The organism is Labrys sp. E2SS-1L (genome assembly GCF_057073705.1).
Map to the genome: position 1 here is coordinate 380,785 of NZ_CP172712.1, position 18,768 is coordinate 399,552.

An 18,768-nucleotide genomic window follows, 5' to 3' on the forward strand; every position below is an offset into this window, starting at 1 on the left:
GCACACCGACAATACATTTAAGGAAGGTAATCGCTCGAAACTTCGGGCACCCGCCCGGCCGATTGGACTCTTCTTGGATTTCTCGGCGGCAGCCGGCTCTTCTTCAGGAAAGGCCGGCGAGGCGCAGGCCCTGGGCGCAGAACTCGATGTCCTCCTGGCGGCGATCCGGTGCCAGGCGCGCGAGGTCCAGGGCGGACATACCTGGATAAGTGTCCATGACGCGCCGCCCATAATGACGGGCCATCGCGGTATCGCCCACGAAGCCATGGCACATGGCCAGCACCCGCATGGCCGATTCGTCATTCTCCATCCGGGCGCACATCTCGATTGCCTCCTCGAAGCGCCGGCGACGGATGGCGATGGTAGCGCCGAACCACCAGTAATAATCCGGCGGGAAGGGATTGAGCTCGAGAGCCCGCTGGAAGCGCTCCCAGCCCAGTTCCGGCTCGCCAAGATGCGACAGCGCATCGGCATGGTGGACCAGCAGATCGGCCGAATGCGGATTGAGGACCTCCGCTTCCATGAACTTTTCGGCGGTATAGTCGAAATCATGCTGATAGAGCGCCACCACGGCCGACATCCAGTGGCCCGTGCCGTGGCCGGGATCGATCTTCATCGCCAGATCCGCTTCCGCCCGGGCCTGGTTGAGCAGGGATGGATCCGTGCCCCCCAGCATCAGCCATTCGAGCTGCAAGGTCTGGGCAATGCGGGCGCGCGAAGGCGCGAAATCCCCGTCCTCCTCGGTAGCCAGCTTGAACTCGGCGCGCGCCCGGCGCAGGCGGGCGAGGTCGAAGCTGTGCAGCCGCGCCTGCCCTTCGAGATAATGGCAATAGGCGGCCGGCTTGGGATCGGCCCGGGCCCGATCGAGCTGGTCGCGTTCGATCTCATTGGCAAGGGTGGCAGCGATCTGCCGGGTGATCAGCCGGAAGGAAAGCGCCAACCGCTCGGGCGAGACCAGATATTCGGCAGCCCAGACGATCTCCTCATCCGGCTGCCGCGTCAGCCGGAGAGCCATACGCTCGCTGCCCGGCACCATGAAGCCGGTGATCAGATAGGCGCTGCACAGGCTGGCAAAGCGCCGGGCATCGCCCGCATCGGCGACATGGAAACTGCTGTGCGGTGCAAGCACCGCGAAAGTACGGTGGCGCGACAGGTCGTTGGCGACGTCCTCGATCAGGGCCCGATGCAGGGGATCCAGCACGCGGCCGGGTATCGGGCGCGGCGGAAACAACGCCACACGCGGCAAACCTGGCAGGCGAGGCGCAGCCGGGTTCGCCACAAGCAGGCGTTCATCGGGCATGTTGCGCGTTCCGCCGCTCACCTGCACCCGCGGCTGCGGCGCGCTGGCGAGGATACGACGCAAGGTGGCGACGGTCTGGGGCCGGGGCTCCGTTCCGAATTCACGCCGGAGCATGTCGGTCAGGCCGGCATGAACCCGATTCACCGCCGGAATGTTGCCGTTGCGTCCATGGGCTTCGATCAGGACGCGGTAGCTCTCCTCCCGTTCCGGCTCGAGCGTGAGCATGACCTCGCCGATGAGATCGATCTCTCGCTCGGGCGCGCGACCGTAGCGAGTCATCTCGACCAGGACTTCGGCGGCCAGCGCCAGCACGATGCGGCGGAAGCGTTCACGTTCGCTGCGGAACCATTGCGACAATTCGGGGCCACCCGAATCGATACTGTCGAGGAGATCCCCCTTGGCGAGCAGGACGGCCTGGACCCTCTCGGCCAGCACACCCGATTTCGCCAGACACAGGAGCGCGGCAAGGTCGCTGCGGTCCGCACCGGGTCCAGCCGCCAGATGGGGCCCGCTGGTCTCTACCAACGGATCTGCATAGGGCCATGTCCGATGGATTCGGACGAGAAGCTGGCGCAGATTGGTAAGGGCCTTCTCCTCGGGCGCATCGTCCCAGAGCAGGGCGGCGATGGCCTGGCGGCTCATGCGCCGGCCGCCGGCCAGCAACAGCATGGCAACCAGGACATAGCCCTTGGCAGGAAACACCCCCTCTCCCGCCACCGTGAGATGGGGGATACCGACCAGGCGAAGTGCTATGAAGGGCTTGTCATCCATCCTGTCCACCACGACCCCGGCACCTCCTGCGAGGCGCAACGCTAGAGAGTCTCGATGGTGAAGATCGCGCGCATCAAAACGCGCCCGGCCCGACGCCAGCATGACGTCGGTGCCGATCTTCTCCTCATCGAGACCCAGGCCGGATGAACTGCCCCAGCGCCACAAAGCTGCCGGGGCCCACGTACATCTGAGTATCGTCAGAACGACCCGCGACGATGTCGTCGAGCCGTGCTGCACCGCTGAGAATGGTCAACATTGTGTGATGAGTCAATCAAAGGGACTGCAAAGCCTCCTTGCTTGACCTCCGGCACTATCATATTACCGCAAAGCGAGGACAGTTTGCCGTGCCATCCTTGGCGAGCCGGCATGCCGGCCCGCCAATCACTGAACCCCTGGAGCAGCAGGCTTCAGCTTCCTTCCGGCTCGCCCATCGTCGCCGCCGTCACCGTCGAAGGTTTGGGCTTCTCGCGGAAGAGCTTGCGCACGATCAGGCGGATGGTGACGTAGAACACCGGCGTGAGGAAGAGACCGAGGAAGGTCACGCCGCTCATGCCGAAGACCACGGCCGTGCCGATGGCCTGGCGCAGTTCCGAGCCGGGGCCGGTGGCGATCATCAGCGGCACAGCGCCGAGGATGAAGGCGAAGGAGGTCATCAGGATCGGGCGCAGGCGCAGCCGGCAAGCCTCGACCACAGCCTGCCAGGGCGTGTCGCCGTGGTCCTCGCGCTGGCGCGCGAACTCCACGATCAGGATGGCGTTCTTGGCGGCGAGGCCGATCAGCATGACGAAGGAGATCTGCGTCATGATGTTGTTGTCCATCACCTTGACCCACCAGTCGCCGAAGATCGGCAGGCCGCGCGCCATGCCGCCGAGCAGCGCTCCGAGGATGGAAAGCGGCACGATCAGGATGATGGCGAGCGGCAGCGACCAGCTTTCATACTGGGCGGCCAGGAACAGGAAGACGAACAGCACGGCGATGCCGAACACGAAATAGATCGTATTGCCGACCGAGCGCTGCTGAAAGGCGATCTCGGTCCACTCATAGCCCACACCCGGCGGCAGCACCTCGGCCGCCGCCTTCTCCATCAAATCGAGTGCCGTGGAGGAGGACACGCCGGGCAGGCCCGAGCCGCTGATATAGACGGACGGATAGAGATTGTGGCGCATCACCGTGTCGGGGCCGGTGCGTTCCTCGAAGGAGATCAGCGAGCCGAGCGGCACCAGGACACCATTGGCGCTGCGGACCTTGAGGCGGACGAGGTCCTCCTTGTTGAGACGGTCGCCCCCTTCGGCCTGGGCATTCACCTGGAAGGCGCGGCCCAGGCGCGTGAAGTCGTTGACATAGGCCGAGCCGACATAGACCTGCATCGCCTCGAAGATATTGCCGATCGGCACGTTGAGCATGCGCGCCTTGACGCGATCGACATTGACGAAGAGCTGCGGGCCATTGTTGGACAGCGTGGTGTAGACCTGGGTGAGGCCCGGTGTCTGGTTGGCCTTGCCGATCAGGGCATTGGCGGCCTGCATCAACGCTTCCGACCCGACGCCGCCGCGATCCTGCACCTGCATCTTGAAGCCGGCACCAGTGCCGAGCCCCTGGATGGTGGGAGGCGGAATCACGAAGACGAAGCCTTCTTCGATGGCGAAGACGCGCTTTTGCAATTCGCCCACGATGGCCTGCGCCGACAATCCTTCCTTCAGGCGCTCGTCGAACGGCTTGAACGGCACGAAGATGGTGGCTGCATTCGAGGCGGCGGTGAAGGTCGCGCCGGAGAAGCCGGCAACGCCGATGACATGGGCGACGCCCGGGCTGCCCGCCGCGATCTGCTGGGCCTTGCGCACCACGGCGTCGGTGCGTTCCAGCGAGGCGCCGTCGGGCAACTGCACCACCACGATAGCGTAACCCTGGTCCGAATCCGGCACGAAGCCTTCCGGCACTTTGGTATAAATATGCCAGGTGGCGAAGAGCAGGCCGGCATAGATCAGGAGGAACACTAGCTTGTGGCGGGCCGCAAAGCCCACCGTGCCGCCATAGCCGCGCGACAGCCTGTCGAAGCCGTGATTGAAACCGTCGCCCGCGGCCCGAAGCCAGCGGAACAGGAAGAAGCGGCTGCGGTGCTCCGGATCATGCGGCTTGAGCAACAGGGCCGCGAGCGCCGGCGACAGGGTCAGCGAGTTGAAGGCCGAGATCACCGTGGCGGCCGCGATGGTCACCGCGAACTGCTGGTAGAACAGGCCCGATATGCCCGGAATGAAGGCGGTCGGCACGAACACCGCGCACAGCACCAGGGCGATGGCGATGACGGCGCGGCCGACCTCGTCCATGGTGACATGGGCCGCCCGGTTGGGCGTCATGCCGTCATGAATGTTGCGCTCGACATTCTCCACCACCACGATGGCGTCATCGACCACGATGCCCACCGCCAGGATCAGCCCGAACAGAGTGAGCATGTTGAGCGAGAAGCCGAGCCCTGCCATCACCGCGAAGGTGCCGATGATGGAGACGGGAATGGCAATGATCGGAATGATCGCCGCGCGCCAGGATTGCAGGAAGACGAAGACGACGATCACCACCAGCACGATCGCTTCGAAGAAGGTCTCGTAGACGGCCTCGATCGAGGCGGAGACGAATTCGGTGGGATTGTAGACGATGGAATATTTCAGCCCCGGCGGAAAGGCCTTGGCCAGATCGTCCATCTTGGCCTTGACGCGATCGGCGGTCGCAAGCGCATTGCTGCCCGGACGCTGCAGCACGGCGATGCCCACCGTCGGCTGACTGTCGAGATAGAGGTTGGAGCTGTATTGCTTGGCGCCGACCTCGACGCGGGCGACGTCCCTCAGCTTGAGCAGGCGGCCATCCGGCGTCGACTTGATGATGACGTTCCGGAACTGCTCGGCGTCCTGGAAACGGCCCTGGGTGGTGACCGTGATCTCGCTGGTGGTGTTGTTGGGTGAGGGTTGGGCGCCGAGCGTGCCGCCGGAGACCTGCACGTTCTGCTCGCGCAGGGCCTGGACGACCTCACCGGCCGTCAGATCGAAACTGGCCAGGCGGTTCGGATCGAGCCAGACGCGCAGCGAGGGCTCGCGCAGGCCGAAGGCGAAGGTCGAGCCGACACCGTCGACACGGGCCAGGATGTCGTTGACGTTGAGAATGGCATAGTCGGAGATGCCATAGTCGTTCAGCGAATTATCCGGCGAATAGAGCGTGACGATCAGGAGGAAGTCGGAAGACGATTTGTTGACCGTGATGCCCAGAGCCCGCACTTCGGCCGGCAGCCGCGGCTCGGCCGAGGAGACGCGGTTCTGCACCTGCACCTGGGCGATGTCGAGATCGGTGCCGGTGGCGAAGGTGACGGTGATCTGCAGCGAGCCGTCATTGGTGGCCTGGGACGTCTGGTAGATCATCCCTTCCACGCCGTTGATCGACTGCTCCAGCGGCGCCGCCACCGTCTCGGCGATGGTCTGCGCGTTGGCGCCGGGATAGGTGGCGTTGATCACCACCGTCGGCGGGGCGATCTGCGGGAACTGCGCGATCGGCAGGCCGACATAGGAGACCAGCCCGATCACCACCGTGACGATCGAGACGACGGCGGCAAAGATCGGGCGGTCGACGAAGAAATGGCCGAATTTCATGGACTGCGCTCCCGATCAGGTCTGGTCGGGAACGAGCGTCTCAGGCACGTCCAGCTTGGTGGGTTGCGGCACGACCTCGCCACCCGGCCGGGCACGCATCTGGCCGTTGATCAGCACCTGGTCCTCGGGCTTGAGGCCGGACTTGATCACGCGGAACGAGCCGAATTTCGGCCCCAGTTCCACCGGGCGGATATTGGCGATCTTGTCGGCGCCGACCACGATGACATAGCGCCCCTGCGAGGACTGGCCCACCGCCACATCCGGCACGACCAGCGCCTCATAGGGCTCGCCGATGGTGATGCGGATGCGCCCGAACAGGCCGGGGGTCAGGAAGCCGTCGGCATTGGCGACCTTGGCGCGGGCCGTCACGGTTCCGGTCTGGGCGTCGACCTGCGGCGCGAGATAGTCGAGCGTACCCTGATGGGACAGTTTTCTTTCGTCCGATAGGCCAATCTCGGCCTTCAACGCGGGCTCGGTACCGCCGGCATCGATCTTGCGCTTGGAGGCCCGCTGATAGGCAAGGTAGCTCGCCTCGTCGAGGTCGAAGTAGAAATAGATCGGATCGACGGCGACGATCGACACCAGCGGCGAAGTACTGTTGGCCACCACCAGATTGCCGCGCGAGACGAGCTGGCGGGTGATCCTGCCCGAGATCGGGGCGGTGATGGTGGCGTAGCTGAGGTCGAGCTTGGCCGTTGCCAGCGCCGCGCTGGCCGAATCGATCGAGGCCGCCGCTTCCTGATAGGCCTGGAGGTTGGCCTGATAGGCGGCGTCGGTGACGTTGCCGGTCTTCTTCAGGGCCTCGGCGCGCGCCAGATTGGCCTTGGTGAGGTCGATTCGGGTCTGCGTGATCTTCACTTGGGCAGCCGCCTGGTCGACCGCGGCCTGGAACGGACGCGGATCGATCGCAAACAGCACGTCGCCTTCCTTGACGAGGGAACCTTCCACGAAGCTCGACTTGTCGAGATAGCCGGTGACGCGCGAAGTGATGTTCACCTGCGGCCAGGCCTGGAAACGGCCGGTGAACTCGACCGATTCGGTGATCTTGCGGCTGACCGGATTGGCTACCGTGACCGGCATGGCCGGCATTTGCTGGGCGAGCGCGGCACCCGTCCCCTCGAAGGCCGCCAATGCCAGCACGCCGGCGGCCAGCCGACCCATTCTGCGACGCAACCTCGACATGAACATCCTCGCAAGCAACGCGCCTCAGCCAAGCCGCCCGCATGGCTAATGGCCTTGTCGCGGGCACTGGAGCTGGCGTCTGGAAATTTTGCAGGATTTCCCAGCCTGCGCCGCCAGGGCAGGGTCGGAGATCCTGTTCAGCGCTCCACCGGCCGGAATCGCGGTCGAATCGCCGTGTGAGCCTTATAGTATGATAATTCTTAGCGCTTTGATCCAATCAAGATCGCCGCCCTGCAACCATGAGTTGGGACTTGATGCAAATCCGCAACAGGCCTGTCATTTCTCGCGCCTGCGCTTGACAGCCGCGTGGCTGCATTCCGGTCGGTGCGAACCGGACATGCTGGCCCTCCCCCCAAACGAGGCGAGGACCTCCCGCTGTCTTCTCAAACCAGTTGCGCCAGCGCCCGGCCGCACGAATATGCGGGGCGTCTTCCGCTCAGGGCGCCGTTCCCTCGCGCCCGATGCTCTCATAGCGGAAGCCGTGCCGCTTCATGTCTTCGAGCCGGTAGATGTTGCGCAGGTCCACGATCACCGGGTGCGTCAGCAGGTTCTTGACCCGCTCGAGGTCGAGCGCCCGGAACTCGTCCCATTCGGTGACGATCACCGCGACATCGGCACCGTCGAGGCAGTCATAGGCGCTGGAGCGATAGTCGACATCGCTCAGAACCTTGTGGGCCTCCTCCATTGCCTGGGGATCATAGGCACGGACCTTGGCTCCCTTGTCCTGCAAGGCGAGCACGATCGGGATCGAGGGGCTGTCGCGCATGTCGTCGGTGTTCGGCTTGAAGGCAAGGCCGAGCAGGGCCACCGTCTTGCCGGCGATATTGCCGTCGAGGGCCGCGATGACGCGGCGTGCCATCGCCGCCTTGCGGGCATCGTTGACCCCGACCACCGCCTCCACGATGCGCAGGGGCACGCCATGCTCCTGGCCGGTGCGCAGCAGTGCCAGCGTATCCTTGGGAAAGCACGAGCCGCCGAAGCCCGGCCCGGCATGCAGGAATTTGGAGCCGATGCGGTTGTCGAGGCCGATGCCGCGCGCCACCTCCTGCACGTTGGCACCGGCCTTCTCGCACAGGTCCGCGATTTCGTTGATGAAGGTGACCTTGGTCGCAAGGAAGGCGTTGGCGGCATATTTGATCAGTTCGGAGGTGCGCCGGGCCGTGAACAGCAGCGGCCCCTGGTTGAGATGGAGCGGGCGATAGACCTCGGCCATCACCTCCTTGGCCCGTTCGTCCTCGGTGCCGACCACGATGCGGTCGGGGCGCTTGAAATCCTCGATCGCCGCCCCTTCGCGCAGGAATTCGGGGTTCGACACCACGCGGACATCGGCGTCGGGCCGGACCTCGCGGATCAGCCGCTCGACCTCGTCCCCAGTGCCGACCGGCACGGTCGACTTGGTCACCACCACCGTGAAGCCCTCGACCGCCGCGGCGATCTCGCGTACCGCGCCATAGACATAGGACAGGTCCGCATGGCCGTCGCCACGGCGCGAGGGCGTGCCGACGGCCAGGAACACCACGGCTGCATCGCGCACGGCGGGGGCGAGCTCGGTGGTGAAGGACAGGCGCTTCTCGCGCACATTGCGCGCCACCAGATCCTCCAGGCCCGGCTCGTAGATCGGCATGCGGCCGGCCAGCAGGCCCTCGATCTTGGCCGGATCCTTGTCGACGCACGTGACGACATGGCCGAAATCGGCGAGGCACGCCCCCGTCACCAGGCCGACATAACCCGTACCGATCATTGCAACGCGCATGACATCAATCCTGTTTGGGCGACTAACCCGCCAGAGGCGTGTCTACAAAAGGCCCGGCGACATGCCAATGACGAAAAAGGAAAAGCAGCTCTGCTGGAAGGCCCAGCCGGAGCGCCTCTATGTCTCCAGCCGCAGCGACCAGCCGCGGGCAGAAGGCCTGAGATCGGCACTCGCCAGCGGAGCGGCCTCGATGCGCCAGAAGGAACGAGGCTCGCTGCCGAGGACATGAATGATCGCCGCGCGCAACACCGAGGCATGGGTGACGGCCAGCGTGAAGCCCTCGAACCGCCCGCCATCGAGCCAGGCGCCGACCCGCGCGATCAGGGCCGCAATGCTCTCTCCGCCATGCGGGCAGGCCTGCGGATCGGTCAGCCACGCTCCAAGCGCTTCGGGCTCGGCGGCGGCCACCGCCTCCAGGCCGAGCCCCGCCCAGCGGCCATGGTCGCATTCGCGCAGTGCCCCGTCGATCTCGGGTTCGAAGCCGAGGGTCTGCGCCGTCTGGCGGGCCCTGAGCGCCGGACTGCTCAGGATGCGGGTCGCCTTGGCAAAACGCCCCTGCAGGTCCCGGGCCGCCTGTGCCCCCCTTGCGTCGAGCGCCTCGTCGAGCGGAAACCCCGCCGCACGCAGTGTGGGCGTCGCGCCATGGCACAGCAGGGTCAGGCGTGGCGTCATGAAGGCATTTCCCCAAGATAAAGTCGCTTCCGGAATATTGACATATCCGTGACTTGGGCTCTTATGGAAGAGCTTTGCCAAGGGTGGGAAGCCGGTGGAATTCCGGCACGGTCGCGCCACTGTGAACGGCGGCGCTGCGGCGTCAATCCGGAAGTCAGACCTCTTCCAAGGCAGCATGACTCGTAACGGGACGCGTAATCCCAAGGAGCTTTTCATGACCACCGCAACTCTGGCACCCGTCGCCCAGCAGCCGATCGCCATCCCGGTCCGCGAGATCCTGCCCTGGGCGCTCTTCACCGTGCTCCTGGCCGTGCTCGCCATCTATTTCGTCGGCGCCGAACAGGGCGCGACCTCGCTGATTCCCGGCGTCTACATCCACGAATTCGTGCATGACGCTCGCCATCTGCTCGGCTTCCCCTGCCACTAGGGCGCTTGGACACACGACATGGTTAGATCGCTTTTGATCCGGGGGATGCTGATCGGCATCCTGGCCGGACTGTTTGCGTCTGGCTTCGCCTGGGTGTTCGGTGAACCCCAGGTCGACGCAGCCATCGCTTTCGAGGAAAGCCACGCATCCGAGCCGGCGCCCGCTCCGACAGCTGCGCCGGCTCCCGGCGCTGCGCAGACGACCGCAGCCCATGAACACGAGGAAGAGCCGGTCAGCCGGCCGGTCCAGGCCAGCTACGGGCTCGTCACAGGCATGGTCGCCTATGGCGCAGCGCTCGGCGGCATCTTCGCCCTGATCTTTGCCTTCGCGCAGGGCCGGATCGGCGGCCTCAGCCCGCGCGCAACCGCCGGATTGATCGCCGTCATCGGCTTCGCCGCCATCATGGTGGTGCCGCAGATCAAATATCCCGCCAATCCACCGGCCGTCGGCAATCCCGACACGATCGGCCTGCGCACCGCCTTCTATTTCGGCTTGATCCTGCTGTCCCTCGTGACGATGGCGGCGGCGCTGGGCACCGCGAACCGGCTCGCCGCCAGCCTCGGCCGCTGGAACGCCAACCTCGTGGGGGTGGCAGCCTATCTGGCGGTGATGGTGGTGGCCATGCATATCCTGCCGACGGTCAACGACATCCCGGCTGATTTTTCGGCCACGGTGTTGTGGAAGTTCCGTATCGCCTCACTCGGCATCCATGCCGTGCTGTGGGCAACGCTGGGGATCGCCTTCGGCATTGCAGCACAGAAACTGCTGCAGGCCCCCGCTCGCCGCTGAAAAGGGGCCGGCCAACCGCGTCAAACGTCGCATTTTTACAACACTGGCCCGATTTCAGGCCGGTTTTCAAAATTTATTTCATTTCGCACTTGCGAAATGAACCGATGAGGATCACTTTAGGGACGTGGCGGATGCGCCTTTGCGCTCCCCCACTGCCCTCCTTGGGCGTTTCCTCCCTAAGACTTGGGCCGCCATTTGGGCGGCCTCTTTCTTTTTCGGGTCAGCGGACCCCATATTTCAAATTCTGCAGCGGCATTTCGCCTCGATTAACCCCAGGGCAAAGCGTGCTCAGCTATGAACGCTTGGTTGCTCTCGCTTTCTGGTTCCAAGCCATTCCCATGGATTGGCTGAAGCGTTTTTGCGATTTGATGTGCTTCGTTCAAGTTACAAAACGCTCTTGCGTCCAAGCTCGCGCTTGCCCATTTGTGTTCACCCTCGCATAGTGTGTCATTATGGATCTGGACTCGCCCTTGTTTGATCGCATCCGGGTGCGCCCAAGGGCCGAAGAGGTCCAGCCGGCGAGCGTACGGCTATGCGAACATGCCGGTTGTCGGAACGCCGGCGAATTTCGCGCGCCCAAGGGGCGCAACCGCGAGGGCCAGTTCTGGCATTTCTGCCTGGAACATGTGCGCGACTACAACAAGACCTACAATTATTTCGCCGGCCTGCCGGACGACTCGGTGAGCGCCTATCAGCGCGATGCCGCCACCGGCCATCGCCCGACCTGGACGATGGGGGTCAATCCCTGGGCCAAGAAGCGCGGCGAAGGGCCGCAACCCGGCCCCGAGATCCATGACGGCTTCGGTTTCTTCGACGAGGATCACGGCTTCCGCCGCCCGCAAGGGACGCCCGAACCCGAGAGACGGCGGCTGAAATTGCTGGAGCGCAAGGCCCTCGACGCGCTCGATCTGCCGGAAACGGCCAGCGGCCCGGAAATCAAGGCGCGCTACAAGACGCTGGTCAAACGTCTCCATCCCGATGCCAATGGCGGGGATCGATCCAGCGAAGATAAATTGCGCGGGATCATCCAGGCCTATAATACGCTGCGTAGCGCCGGGCTCTGCTGAGCGCCCGCAACACCGGCGAGGCTTCCGGGCTTGGAGCGTGTCCAATCCGGGAAATCTCCGCCAGATCGTCGAGACGACGTCGAGCGTCCCATGCCCCGCCTGGCGAGACAGGGAAATTCGGCCAAGGCGTTTTGTGATTTGAATGACCAGCTTCAAGTCGCAAAGACGCGTCGAACCAGGGAGTTGGAGTAAAAGTGCGCTTTTACTCCAGGGCCGGCATCGTCCGGCCCGCTGGAACTGATTGTCGGCTGCGCCGCCCTGGCGCCAGCCAAGGAAGGCATAATGACTGACGCAACGACACCGGCCAATCTGCCGGACATCATGGTTTCGGCCAAAAAGCTGTTTGGTTTCGATACGGATCTCGAAGTACCGGCCTATTCCCAGTCCTCCGACCACGTCCCGGACCTCGATCCCGATTATCTTTTCGACAAGCCGACGACCCTGGCGATCCTGGCGGGCTTCGCCCACAATCGCCGCGTAATGGTCACGGGCTATCACGGCACGGGCAAATCGACGCATATCGAGCAGGTCGCCGCCCGCCTCAACTGGCCCTGCGTGCGCATCAATCTCGACAGCCACGTCTCGCGTATCGACCTCGTCGGCAAGGACGCCATCGTCCTCAAGGACGGCAAGCAGGTCACCGAGTTCCGCGACGGCATGCTGCCCTGGGCCCTGCAGAACAACATCGCTTTGGTGTTCGACGAATATGACGCCGGCCGGCCCGACGTGATGTTCGTGATCCAGCGCGTGCTGGAAATCTCAGGCAAGCTGACCTTGCTCGACCAGAAGCGCGTGATCCGCCCCCACCCGGCCTTCCGCCTGTTCGCCACCACCAACACGGTGGGCCTGGGCGACACTTCCGGCCTCTATCACGGCACCCAGCAGATCAACCAGGGCCAGATGGACCGCTGGTCGATCGTGACCACGCTGAACTATCTGCCGCATGACAAGGAAGTCGACATCGTGCTGGCCAAGGCCAAGCACTATCAGAAGAGCCCGAACGGCCGCGACATCGTCAACAAGATGGTGCGCGTGGCCGATCTCACCCGCAACGCCTTCATGAATGGGGATCTCTCCACCGTGATGTCGCCGCGTACGGTGCTGACCTGGGCCGAGAACGCCAATATCTTCCACGATATCGGCTTTGCCTTCCGCGTCACCTTCCTCAACAAGTGCGACGAGCTCGAACGCAGCCTCGTGGCCGAGTTCTACCAGCGCGCCTTCGGGGCGGAGCTGGCCGAAAGCTCGGTCAACGTCGCGCTGACGTAACCCGGAGCGCGGACGTCCTCGTCCGCCCCTGGAAATACCACGCTCGCAAGAGAGGAAGAGCGGACGAGGACGTCCGCGCTCCCAGGATTGACGGCATCATGACCACGACGAACCGCAAGCCCGGCGAAAAGCCCAAGGACGTTCCAAACGACGCCTTCAAGCGCTCCGTCGCCGGGGCCTTGCGCGCCATCGCCCGCAAACCGGATCTCGAAGTGACCTTCGCTTCGGAAAAGCCCTTGCTGATGGCCGACAAGGCGCGCCTGGCCGAGCCGCCGCGCAAGCTCGACGCCCATGTCGCGGCGATCGTGCGCGGCCAGGCCGATGCGATGGCGCTCCGTCTCGCCTGCCATGACCCGGCAGTGCATCGTCGCCACGCCCCGCAGAACGAGCAGGCGCGCAGCGTGTTCGATGCCGTCGAGCAGGCCCGCTGCGAGTCGATCGGTTCACGCCGCATGGCCGGGGTGGCCAACAACCTCACCGCCATGCTCGAGGACCGCTATTTCCGCGGCGGCAAATATGAGGACATCCGTGTCCGCGAGGAAGCGCCCGTCGAGGATGCCCTCGCCTTGATGGTGCGCGAGAAGCTGACCGGCCTTGCCCCGCCCGAGCCGGCGCGCAAGCTGGTGGATCTGTGGCGCCCTCTCATCGAAGAGAAGGCCGGCAAGGACCTCGCCCGCCTCGACAGCGTGATCGAGAACCAGCGCGCCTTCGCCCGGGCCATGAACGACCTCCTGACCCATATGGGCCTGTCCGAGGAAGCCCAGGCCGACAGCGACGATTCCGACGACCGCGACAACGACGCCGAGAGCGAGCAGGAAGGCGAGAACCAGGAAAACCAGGGCGAGGTCCAGGACGATTCCGAATCCATGAAGCTCGAGGAAACCGAGAGCGAGGACGAGGAATCCCAGGACGGCGAGACGCAGGACGCCGAATCGCCCTCCTCCGACCTGCCGGACGATACCGAGACGGGCGATGCCGAGGAGGCGGCCCAACCCTGGCGGCCGCCAGAGCATCGCGACAATGAGCGTCGCGCCAGCGACTACAAAGCCTTCACCACCCGCTTCGACGAGATCGTCGAGGCGGCGGATCTGTGCGACCCCGAGGAACTCGATCGCCTGCGGGCCTATCTCGACAAGCAGCTTTCCAGCCTGTCGGGCGTGGTGGCGCGCCTGGCCAACCGGCTGCAGCGCCGCCTGATGGCCCAGCAGAACCGCTCCTGGGATTTCGACCTCGAAGAAGGCATGCTCGATCCGGCCCGGTTGTCGCGGGTGATCATCGATCCGACCTCCGCGCTCTCCTTCATGCGCGAGCGCGACACCGATTTCCGCGATACGGTGGTGACGCTGCTGATCGACAATTCCGGCTCGATGCGCGGGCGCCCGATCACGGTGGCGGCCACCTGCGCCGACATTCTCGCCCGCACGCTGGAACGCTGCGGCGTGCGCGTGGAGATCCTGGGCTTCACCACGAGGGCCTGGAAGGGCGGGCAGTCGCGCGAGAGCTGGCTGCAGGCGGGCAAGCCGACGTCGCCCGGCCGCCTCAACGATCTCCGGCACATCATCTACAAATCGGCCGACGCGCCCTGGCGCCGGGCTCGCAAGAGCCTCGGCCTGATGATGCGCGAGGGCCTGCTCAAGGAGAACATCGACGGCGAGGCGCTCGCCTGGGCGCATCAGCGCCTGCTCGGGCGCTTCGAAAGCCGGCGCATCCTCATGGTGATCTCGGATGGCGCTCCGGTCGACGATTCGACCCTGTCGGTCAACACCGGCAATTATCTGGAGCGCCACCTGCGCTGGGTGATCGAGGACATCGAGACGCGCTCGCCGGTGGAACTGATCGCCATCGGCATCGGCCATGACGTCACGCGCTATTACAAGCGGGCCGTCACCATCGTCGATGCCGAGGAGCTCGGCGGCGTCATGACCGACAAGCTCGCCGAACTCTTCGAGGAAACCGGGGCGTCGGGCTCGCGCCGAGCCGCGGCGTGAGCTCCCGGCAGCCGCCTCTCTGGCATCGGGCCCTGTTCGGGCCGATGCCCCTGGCCTATCCCCTGGCCGCGGTCTGCGCCGGCCTCTATTTGCTGGCCGTGCTGTTCACGGCCTGGCTGGCCGGCTCGCCCGAGAATCTGGGGCGGATATTCTGGCAGCCTTCGCAGGGGATTCTCTACGCGCTCGGCACCGGCGGCCAGGTGCCCTTCATCCAGGGGCGGGTATGGACCGTGTTCACCGCGCCCTATCTGCATGGCAGCCTGCCCCATCTGGCGCTGAACCTGTTCTCGCTGCTCCAGGTCATGCCGATGGTGGAGCGGACCTATGGCCGGCTGCGAGCCTTCGTGATCTACGCCATCGGCGGCATTGCCGGTGCCGTCGCCTCGGTGCTGTGGGGCGAGGTGTTTTCCCTCGGCGCCTCCGGGGCGATCTTCGGCCTGCTCGGTGCCATCGTGTTGTACGGTGCCCGGCGCGGCGACGCCTTCGGCCGGGCGCTGATGACCAATGCCGCCTTCTGGGCCGGCCTCAACTTCCTCTACGGGCTGCTCAATCCCGGCATCAGCAATGCCGGCCATTTCGGCGGCTTTCTCGGCGGCCTGGCCGCCGCCGTGCTCATCACCCGGCGCATCGGTCCTTTCCAGGACCCCCGTCGCCTTGCCTTCACGCTTGCCAGCCTGGCACTGCTCGCCCTGGCCTTCGGGCTTGGCAACACGACCTCCCGGGTCTGGCAGTTCAGCATGAATGACCAGAGCGCCGCGACGAACAGCGGCAACGAATCGGCGGCTGCGGAAGTCCACATGCTGCGTGCCCTCGTCCTGGCCCAGCGCGACGATTACGAGGGAGCGCTCCGGGAAGTGGATCTTGCGATCAAGGGCGGACGTGACGATGCCGTGGCGCTCAACCTGCGAGCCTGGTCCCTGTTCAAGCTCGGCCGCGCCGAAGAAGGCCTGGCCGATGCCGAGGCTGCGGTCAAGGCGGCGCCTGACGAAGGCGCCATCCTCGACACCCGCGCCCATATCTACGAAGCCCTGGGCCGGCGCGAGGAGGCGATCGCGGACTACAAGGCAGCGCTGCGCCTCATCCCGAACGAGCCCGAAACCCAGGCGGGGCTGAAGCGGCTGACCGGCGAGAATTGACGACACATCGAGCCGAGGCAATCCCTCCCCTACCCAGGCTCGCCCGCGTTTCCTGAAACGCATTCCGGGCGTAGCCGAACGCGATCGAGGTCTCGCTTCGCGGCGAAACATGCTCCCACCCGTATCTCGATGCATTTGCAGGCATGCGACCACGGGGCCAGAATTCCGATGAAGGCATGGATCATGTTTTGGGCTGTCGCCCTTGGCGCCGCGATGATGGCGCAGCAGGCGCTGGCCGCCGATGACGGTGCCGGTGCCGGTGCCGGTGTCCGCCGGATTATCGTTCCTTCCAGGGAGCGCGCCACCGATCTCGAGGTGACGGTATGGTATCCCGCCCGGCCCGGCGGCGAGCCCGTCATGCTCGGTGACGGCGTGTTCTTCACGGGAACGCCCGCACGGCGCAATGCCCCCATCCGGCCGGGGAAATTTCCGCTCATCCTGCTCTCCCACGGAGCTGGCCTGGCCGGCAACGCCCAGGCCCTCAGCTGGATTGCGGCCCCCCTGGCGGAGCAAGGTTTCGTGGTGGCGGCCCCCACGCATCCCGGCAACACCGGGGCAAACCGGTCCGCCGCGGAGACGACGAAGCTCTGGCTGAGGCCCGCCGATATCAGCGACAGCCTGGATGCGATGGAGAGGGAGCCTTTCTTCAAGGATCATTTGAGTGTCGGCGACATCGGCGTGCTCGGCCTCTCCATGGGCGGCAACACGGCGCTGGCTCTGGCCGGGGCCCGTATCGATCCCAAGCTTCTGGCCGCTTATTGCGACACCGATCGGCTGAATCCGTCCCTCTGCGATTGGGTCCGGCAAAGCCGCGTCGACCTTCACGCCCTGGATCTGCAATCGGCCGACCGGAGCGGTCGGGACAGGCGCATCCGCTTTGCCATGGCGATCGATCCGGCTCCCATCGATGTCTTCGACTTCGAGAGTTTTTCGAGCATCGACATCCCGGTTGCCCTCGTCAATCTCGGCCGGGCCGAAAGCATCCCGCTGACGGCGCAGGCGGCGGGGACCGCCAAAGCCATCCCGGTCTCGACCTATGCGACGATCGCGGATGCCAGCCATTACAGCATGTTCGCGCTGTGCAAGCCGGGCGCCGAGGAGATCGCCAAGGCGGAGAAAGTGGGGGATCCGATCTGCTCGGACGGCGGGGGCCGGTCCCGACAGGCGGTTCATGCCGACCTGATCGAAAGGGCAGTGGCCGCATTCAGCAGGGCATTGCGAACCACCCCGTAGAGCGTCGGTCCCTACCACCGAATCGGATGCATCGAAGGCGGAGCGCTCTAGCCGGCGTTCCGCCCTTCCGTATCCTGATGCTTATCGGACACCACCGGAGACGGCCAGCACCTCACCGGTCAGCCAGCCGGATTCGCCCGAGGCCAGGAAGACCGCGACGGGCGCGATGTCGCCGGGCTGGCCGATGCGTCCGAGCGGCGTCTGGGCCACGGTCTGGCTTTCCAGGTCGCCGCCGATGAAGCCGGCGGCATGCACGCCTTCCGTCTCCACCATGCCGGGGTTGATCGAATTCACCCGGATCTTCCTGGGGCCGAGTTCCTTGGCCAGCACCCGCGTGATCGAGGTCACCGCTCCCTTGGTGGCGGTGTAGACCGACGTGGCCGGGAAATTCACGTCGGTCGCAACCGAGCCGATATTGATGATGCTGCCGCCCTCGGGACCGAAATGCTTCTCGGCCTCCTGGCTGGCCAGCAGCAATCCGAGCACATTGGTGTTGAACTGGCGATGGAACTCGGCTTCCGTCACCTCTTCGAGCGGCGCGAAGGCATAGACGCCGGCATTGTTCACCAGGACGTCGAGGCGGCCATAGGCCTTCTCGGCCTCAGCGAAGATGGCCTTCACCTCTTCCGCCTTGGAGACGTCGCCCTTGACGGCGATCGCCTTGCCGCCCTTGGCGGTGATCTCCGCGACGACCTTCTCGGCGCCATCCCGGCTCGAGGCATAATTCACCACGACGGCGGCGCCTTCGGCCGCCAGGCTTTTCGCAATACCCGCGCCGATGCCCTTCGAGGCACCGGTAACCACGGCGACCTTGCCTGCCAATCTGCTCATTGAATATCTCTTGGTTCGAGTGACAATGATTCGATACTTAGATAATCATCGAAATGAAACAAGAGCAGGCGATGGAAAATTCTGGTGCGCGCCAGCCGTCAATTCGTTGCCGCTAGAGCAAAACGCGTTCGAATGTGAACGCCTATTTGCTCTAACTCTTTGTTTGGACGCGTCTTTGCGATTCTTGGTGACTCCGTCAAATCGCAAAACGCTCAGGGATCCGTGTGGACCGCAGCAGAAGTGTCAGCCGGAGACTGACATCCTAGCGGGGGCAGATGCCTGGCTTTCAAGATGTCAGCCCCGCTCCATCACTTGATGGAGCTGTGAGGCTGACACTCCCGATCCCGCTCGATGCAACTGTCGAGCTAAAGGCTGGCCAATTCGCGCAGATAGGCATCCAGCGTCTCGCGCTTGAGCACGAGCGTAGCGAACTTGCCCTCGCGGACGATCTCGATGAGCCCGGCATTCTCGAGCTCCTTCATGTGATGGGACAAGGTCGCCGGTGTGATCTGATGCTTCTGCTGCATGCAGGCGCAGGCCATCGAGCCGCCTTGAGCGGCGATTTCCTTGAGGATCTGAAAGCGCCGCGGCTCGGCCAGCGCCCTGGCGATCAGGGTGCATTGGCGCTCCGTCAGCGCGACTGGCGCGGTCATCGTCATGATGAAGCCTATATCATGTCTGCGATGGGCCGGCGCAATATCGCGGTGCGCGGCTTGCG

At 64.8% G+C, this 18,768-nt stretch carries 14 protein-coding genes and 1 riboswitch; of the genes, 7 read left to right on the forward strand and 7 right to left on the reverse strand.

Annotated elements, in window-relative coordinates:
• Positions 1–103: 103 nt before the first annotated feature.
• The 5 genes from ACIGJE_RS01720 to ACIGJE_RS01740 form a co-directional block, all read right to left on the reverse strand.
• A complete protein-coding gene (locus tag ACIGJE_RS01720) occupies positions 104–2,071 on the reverse strand; it encodes an AfsR/SARP family transcriptional regulator (RefSeq protein ID WP_311937650.1) in 1,968 nt (655 codons plus the stop codon).
• Between the two features lie 407 nt (positions 2,072–2,478).
• A complete protein-coding gene (locus ACIGJE_RS01725; protein ID WP_483679153.1) occupies positions 2,479–5,703 on the reverse strand; it encodes an efflux RND transporter permease subunit in 3,225 nt (1,074 codons plus the stop codon).
• 15 nt (positions 5,704–5,718) lie between these two features.
• Positions 5,719–6,885 (reverse strand): efflux RND transporter periplasmic adaptor subunit, encoded by a 1,167-nt coding sequence (locus ACIGJE_RS01730; RefSeq protein WP_483679154.1) that lies wholly within the window; start codon positions 6,883–6,885, stop codon positions 5,719–5,721.
• Positions 6,886–7,321: 436 nt separating this feature from the next.
• Positions 7,322–8,638: a UDP-glucose dehydrogenase family protein gene (locus tag ACIGJE_RS01735; RefSeq protein ID WP_415087027.1), complete on the reverse strand. Its 1,317-nt coding sequence runs from the start codon at positions 8,636–8,638 to the stop codon at positions 7,322–7,324.
• 117 nt (positions 8,639–8,755) lie between these two features.
• Positions 8,756–9,310: a histidine phosphatase family protein gene (locus ACIGJE_RS01740; RefSeq protein WP_483679157.1), complete on the reverse strand. Its 555-nt coding sequence runs from the start codon at positions 9,308–9,310 to the stop codon at positions 8,756–8,758.
• A gap of 37 nt (positions 9,311–9,347) precedes the next feature.
• Positions 9,348–9,494, forward strand: a riboswitch (cobalamin riboswitch).
• A 30-nt stretch (positions 9,495–9,524) separates the two neighbouring features.
• On the opposite strand from ACIGJE_RS01740, the gene ACIGJE_RS01745 reads away from it, so the two are divergent.
• The 7 genes from ACIGJE_RS01745 to ACIGJE_RS01775 all read left to right on the forward strand — a co-directional run bounded on the left by ACIGJE_RS01745 (position 9,525) and on the right by ACIGJE_RS01775 (position 17,219).
• Entirely contained in the window at positions 9,525–9,737 is a 213-nt protein-coding gene (locus tag ACIGJE_RS01745) for a CbtB domain-containing protein (protein WP_068284091.1), read from the forward strand.
• 18 nt (positions 9,738–9,755) lie between these two features.
• The gene (locus ACIGJE_RS01750; protein WP_483679159.1) at positions 9,756–10,526 is read left to right on the forward strand and encodes a CbtA family protein; all 771 of its coding nucleotides are present in this window, start codon (positions 9,756–9,758) and stop codon (positions 10,524–10,526) included.
• A 470-nt stretch (positions 10,527–10,996) separates the two neighbouring features.
• Positions 10,997–11,593 (forward strand): J domain-containing protein, encoded by a 597-nt coding sequence (locus tag ACIGJE_RS01755; RefSeq protein WP_311937665.1) that lies wholly within the window; start codon positions 10,997–10,999, stop codon positions 11,591–11,593.
• Positions 11,594–11,875: 282 nt separating this feature from the next.
• A complete protein-coding gene (cobS, locus tag ACIGJE_RS01760) occupies positions 11,876–12,862 on the forward strand; it encodes a cobaltochelatase subunit CobS (RefSeq protein ID WP_068284099.1) in 987 nt (328 codons plus the stop codon).
• A 98-nt stretch (positions 12,863–12,960) separates the two neighbouring features.
• Complete coding sequence (cobT, locus tag ACIGJE_RS01765) at positions 12,961–14,850, forward strand: cobaltochelatase subunit CobT (RefSeq protein WP_311937668.1); 1,890 nt, start codon at positions 12,961–12,963, stop codon at positions 14,848–14,850.
• On the forward strand, positions 14,847–15,986 hold the full coding sequence (locus tag ACIGJE_RS01770; RefSeq protein WP_415084682.1) for a rhomboid family intramembrane serine protease: 1,140 nt from the start codon (positions 14,847–14,849) through the stop codon (positions 15,984–15,986). Before cobT ends, ACIGJE_RS01770 begins: the two co-directional genes overlap by 4 nt.
• Before the next feature lie 183 nt (positions 15,987–16,169).
• Positions 16,170–17,219: an alpha/beta hydrolase family protein gene (locus tag ACIGJE_RS01775; protein WP_415084684.1), complete on the forward strand. Its 1,050-nt coding sequence runs from the start codon at positions 16,170–16,172 to the stop codon at positions 17,217–17,219.
• Between the two features lie 81 nt (positions 17,220–17,300).
• Here ACIGJE_RS01775 and ACIGJE_RS01780 read toward each other — a convergent pair whose 3' ends face one another.
• Together ACIGJE_RS01780 and ACIGJE_RS01785 are read right to left on the reverse strand one after the other, a co-directional pair.
• Positions 17,301–18,050, reverse strand: a complete 750-nt coding sequence (locus tag ACIGJE_RS01780) for an SDR family NAD(P)-dependent oxidoreductase (protein ID WP_311937672.1) — start codon at positions 18,048–18,050, stop codon at positions 17,301–17,303.
• 365 nt (positions 18,051–18,415) lie between these two features.
• Positions 18,416–18,709, reverse strand: a complete 294-nt coding sequence (locus ACIGJE_RS01785; RefSeq protein WP_311937674.1) for an ArsR/SmtB family transcription factor — start codon at positions 18,707–18,709, stop codon at positions 18,416–18,418.
• Between the last annotated feature and the right edge of the window lie 59 nt (positions 18,710–18,768).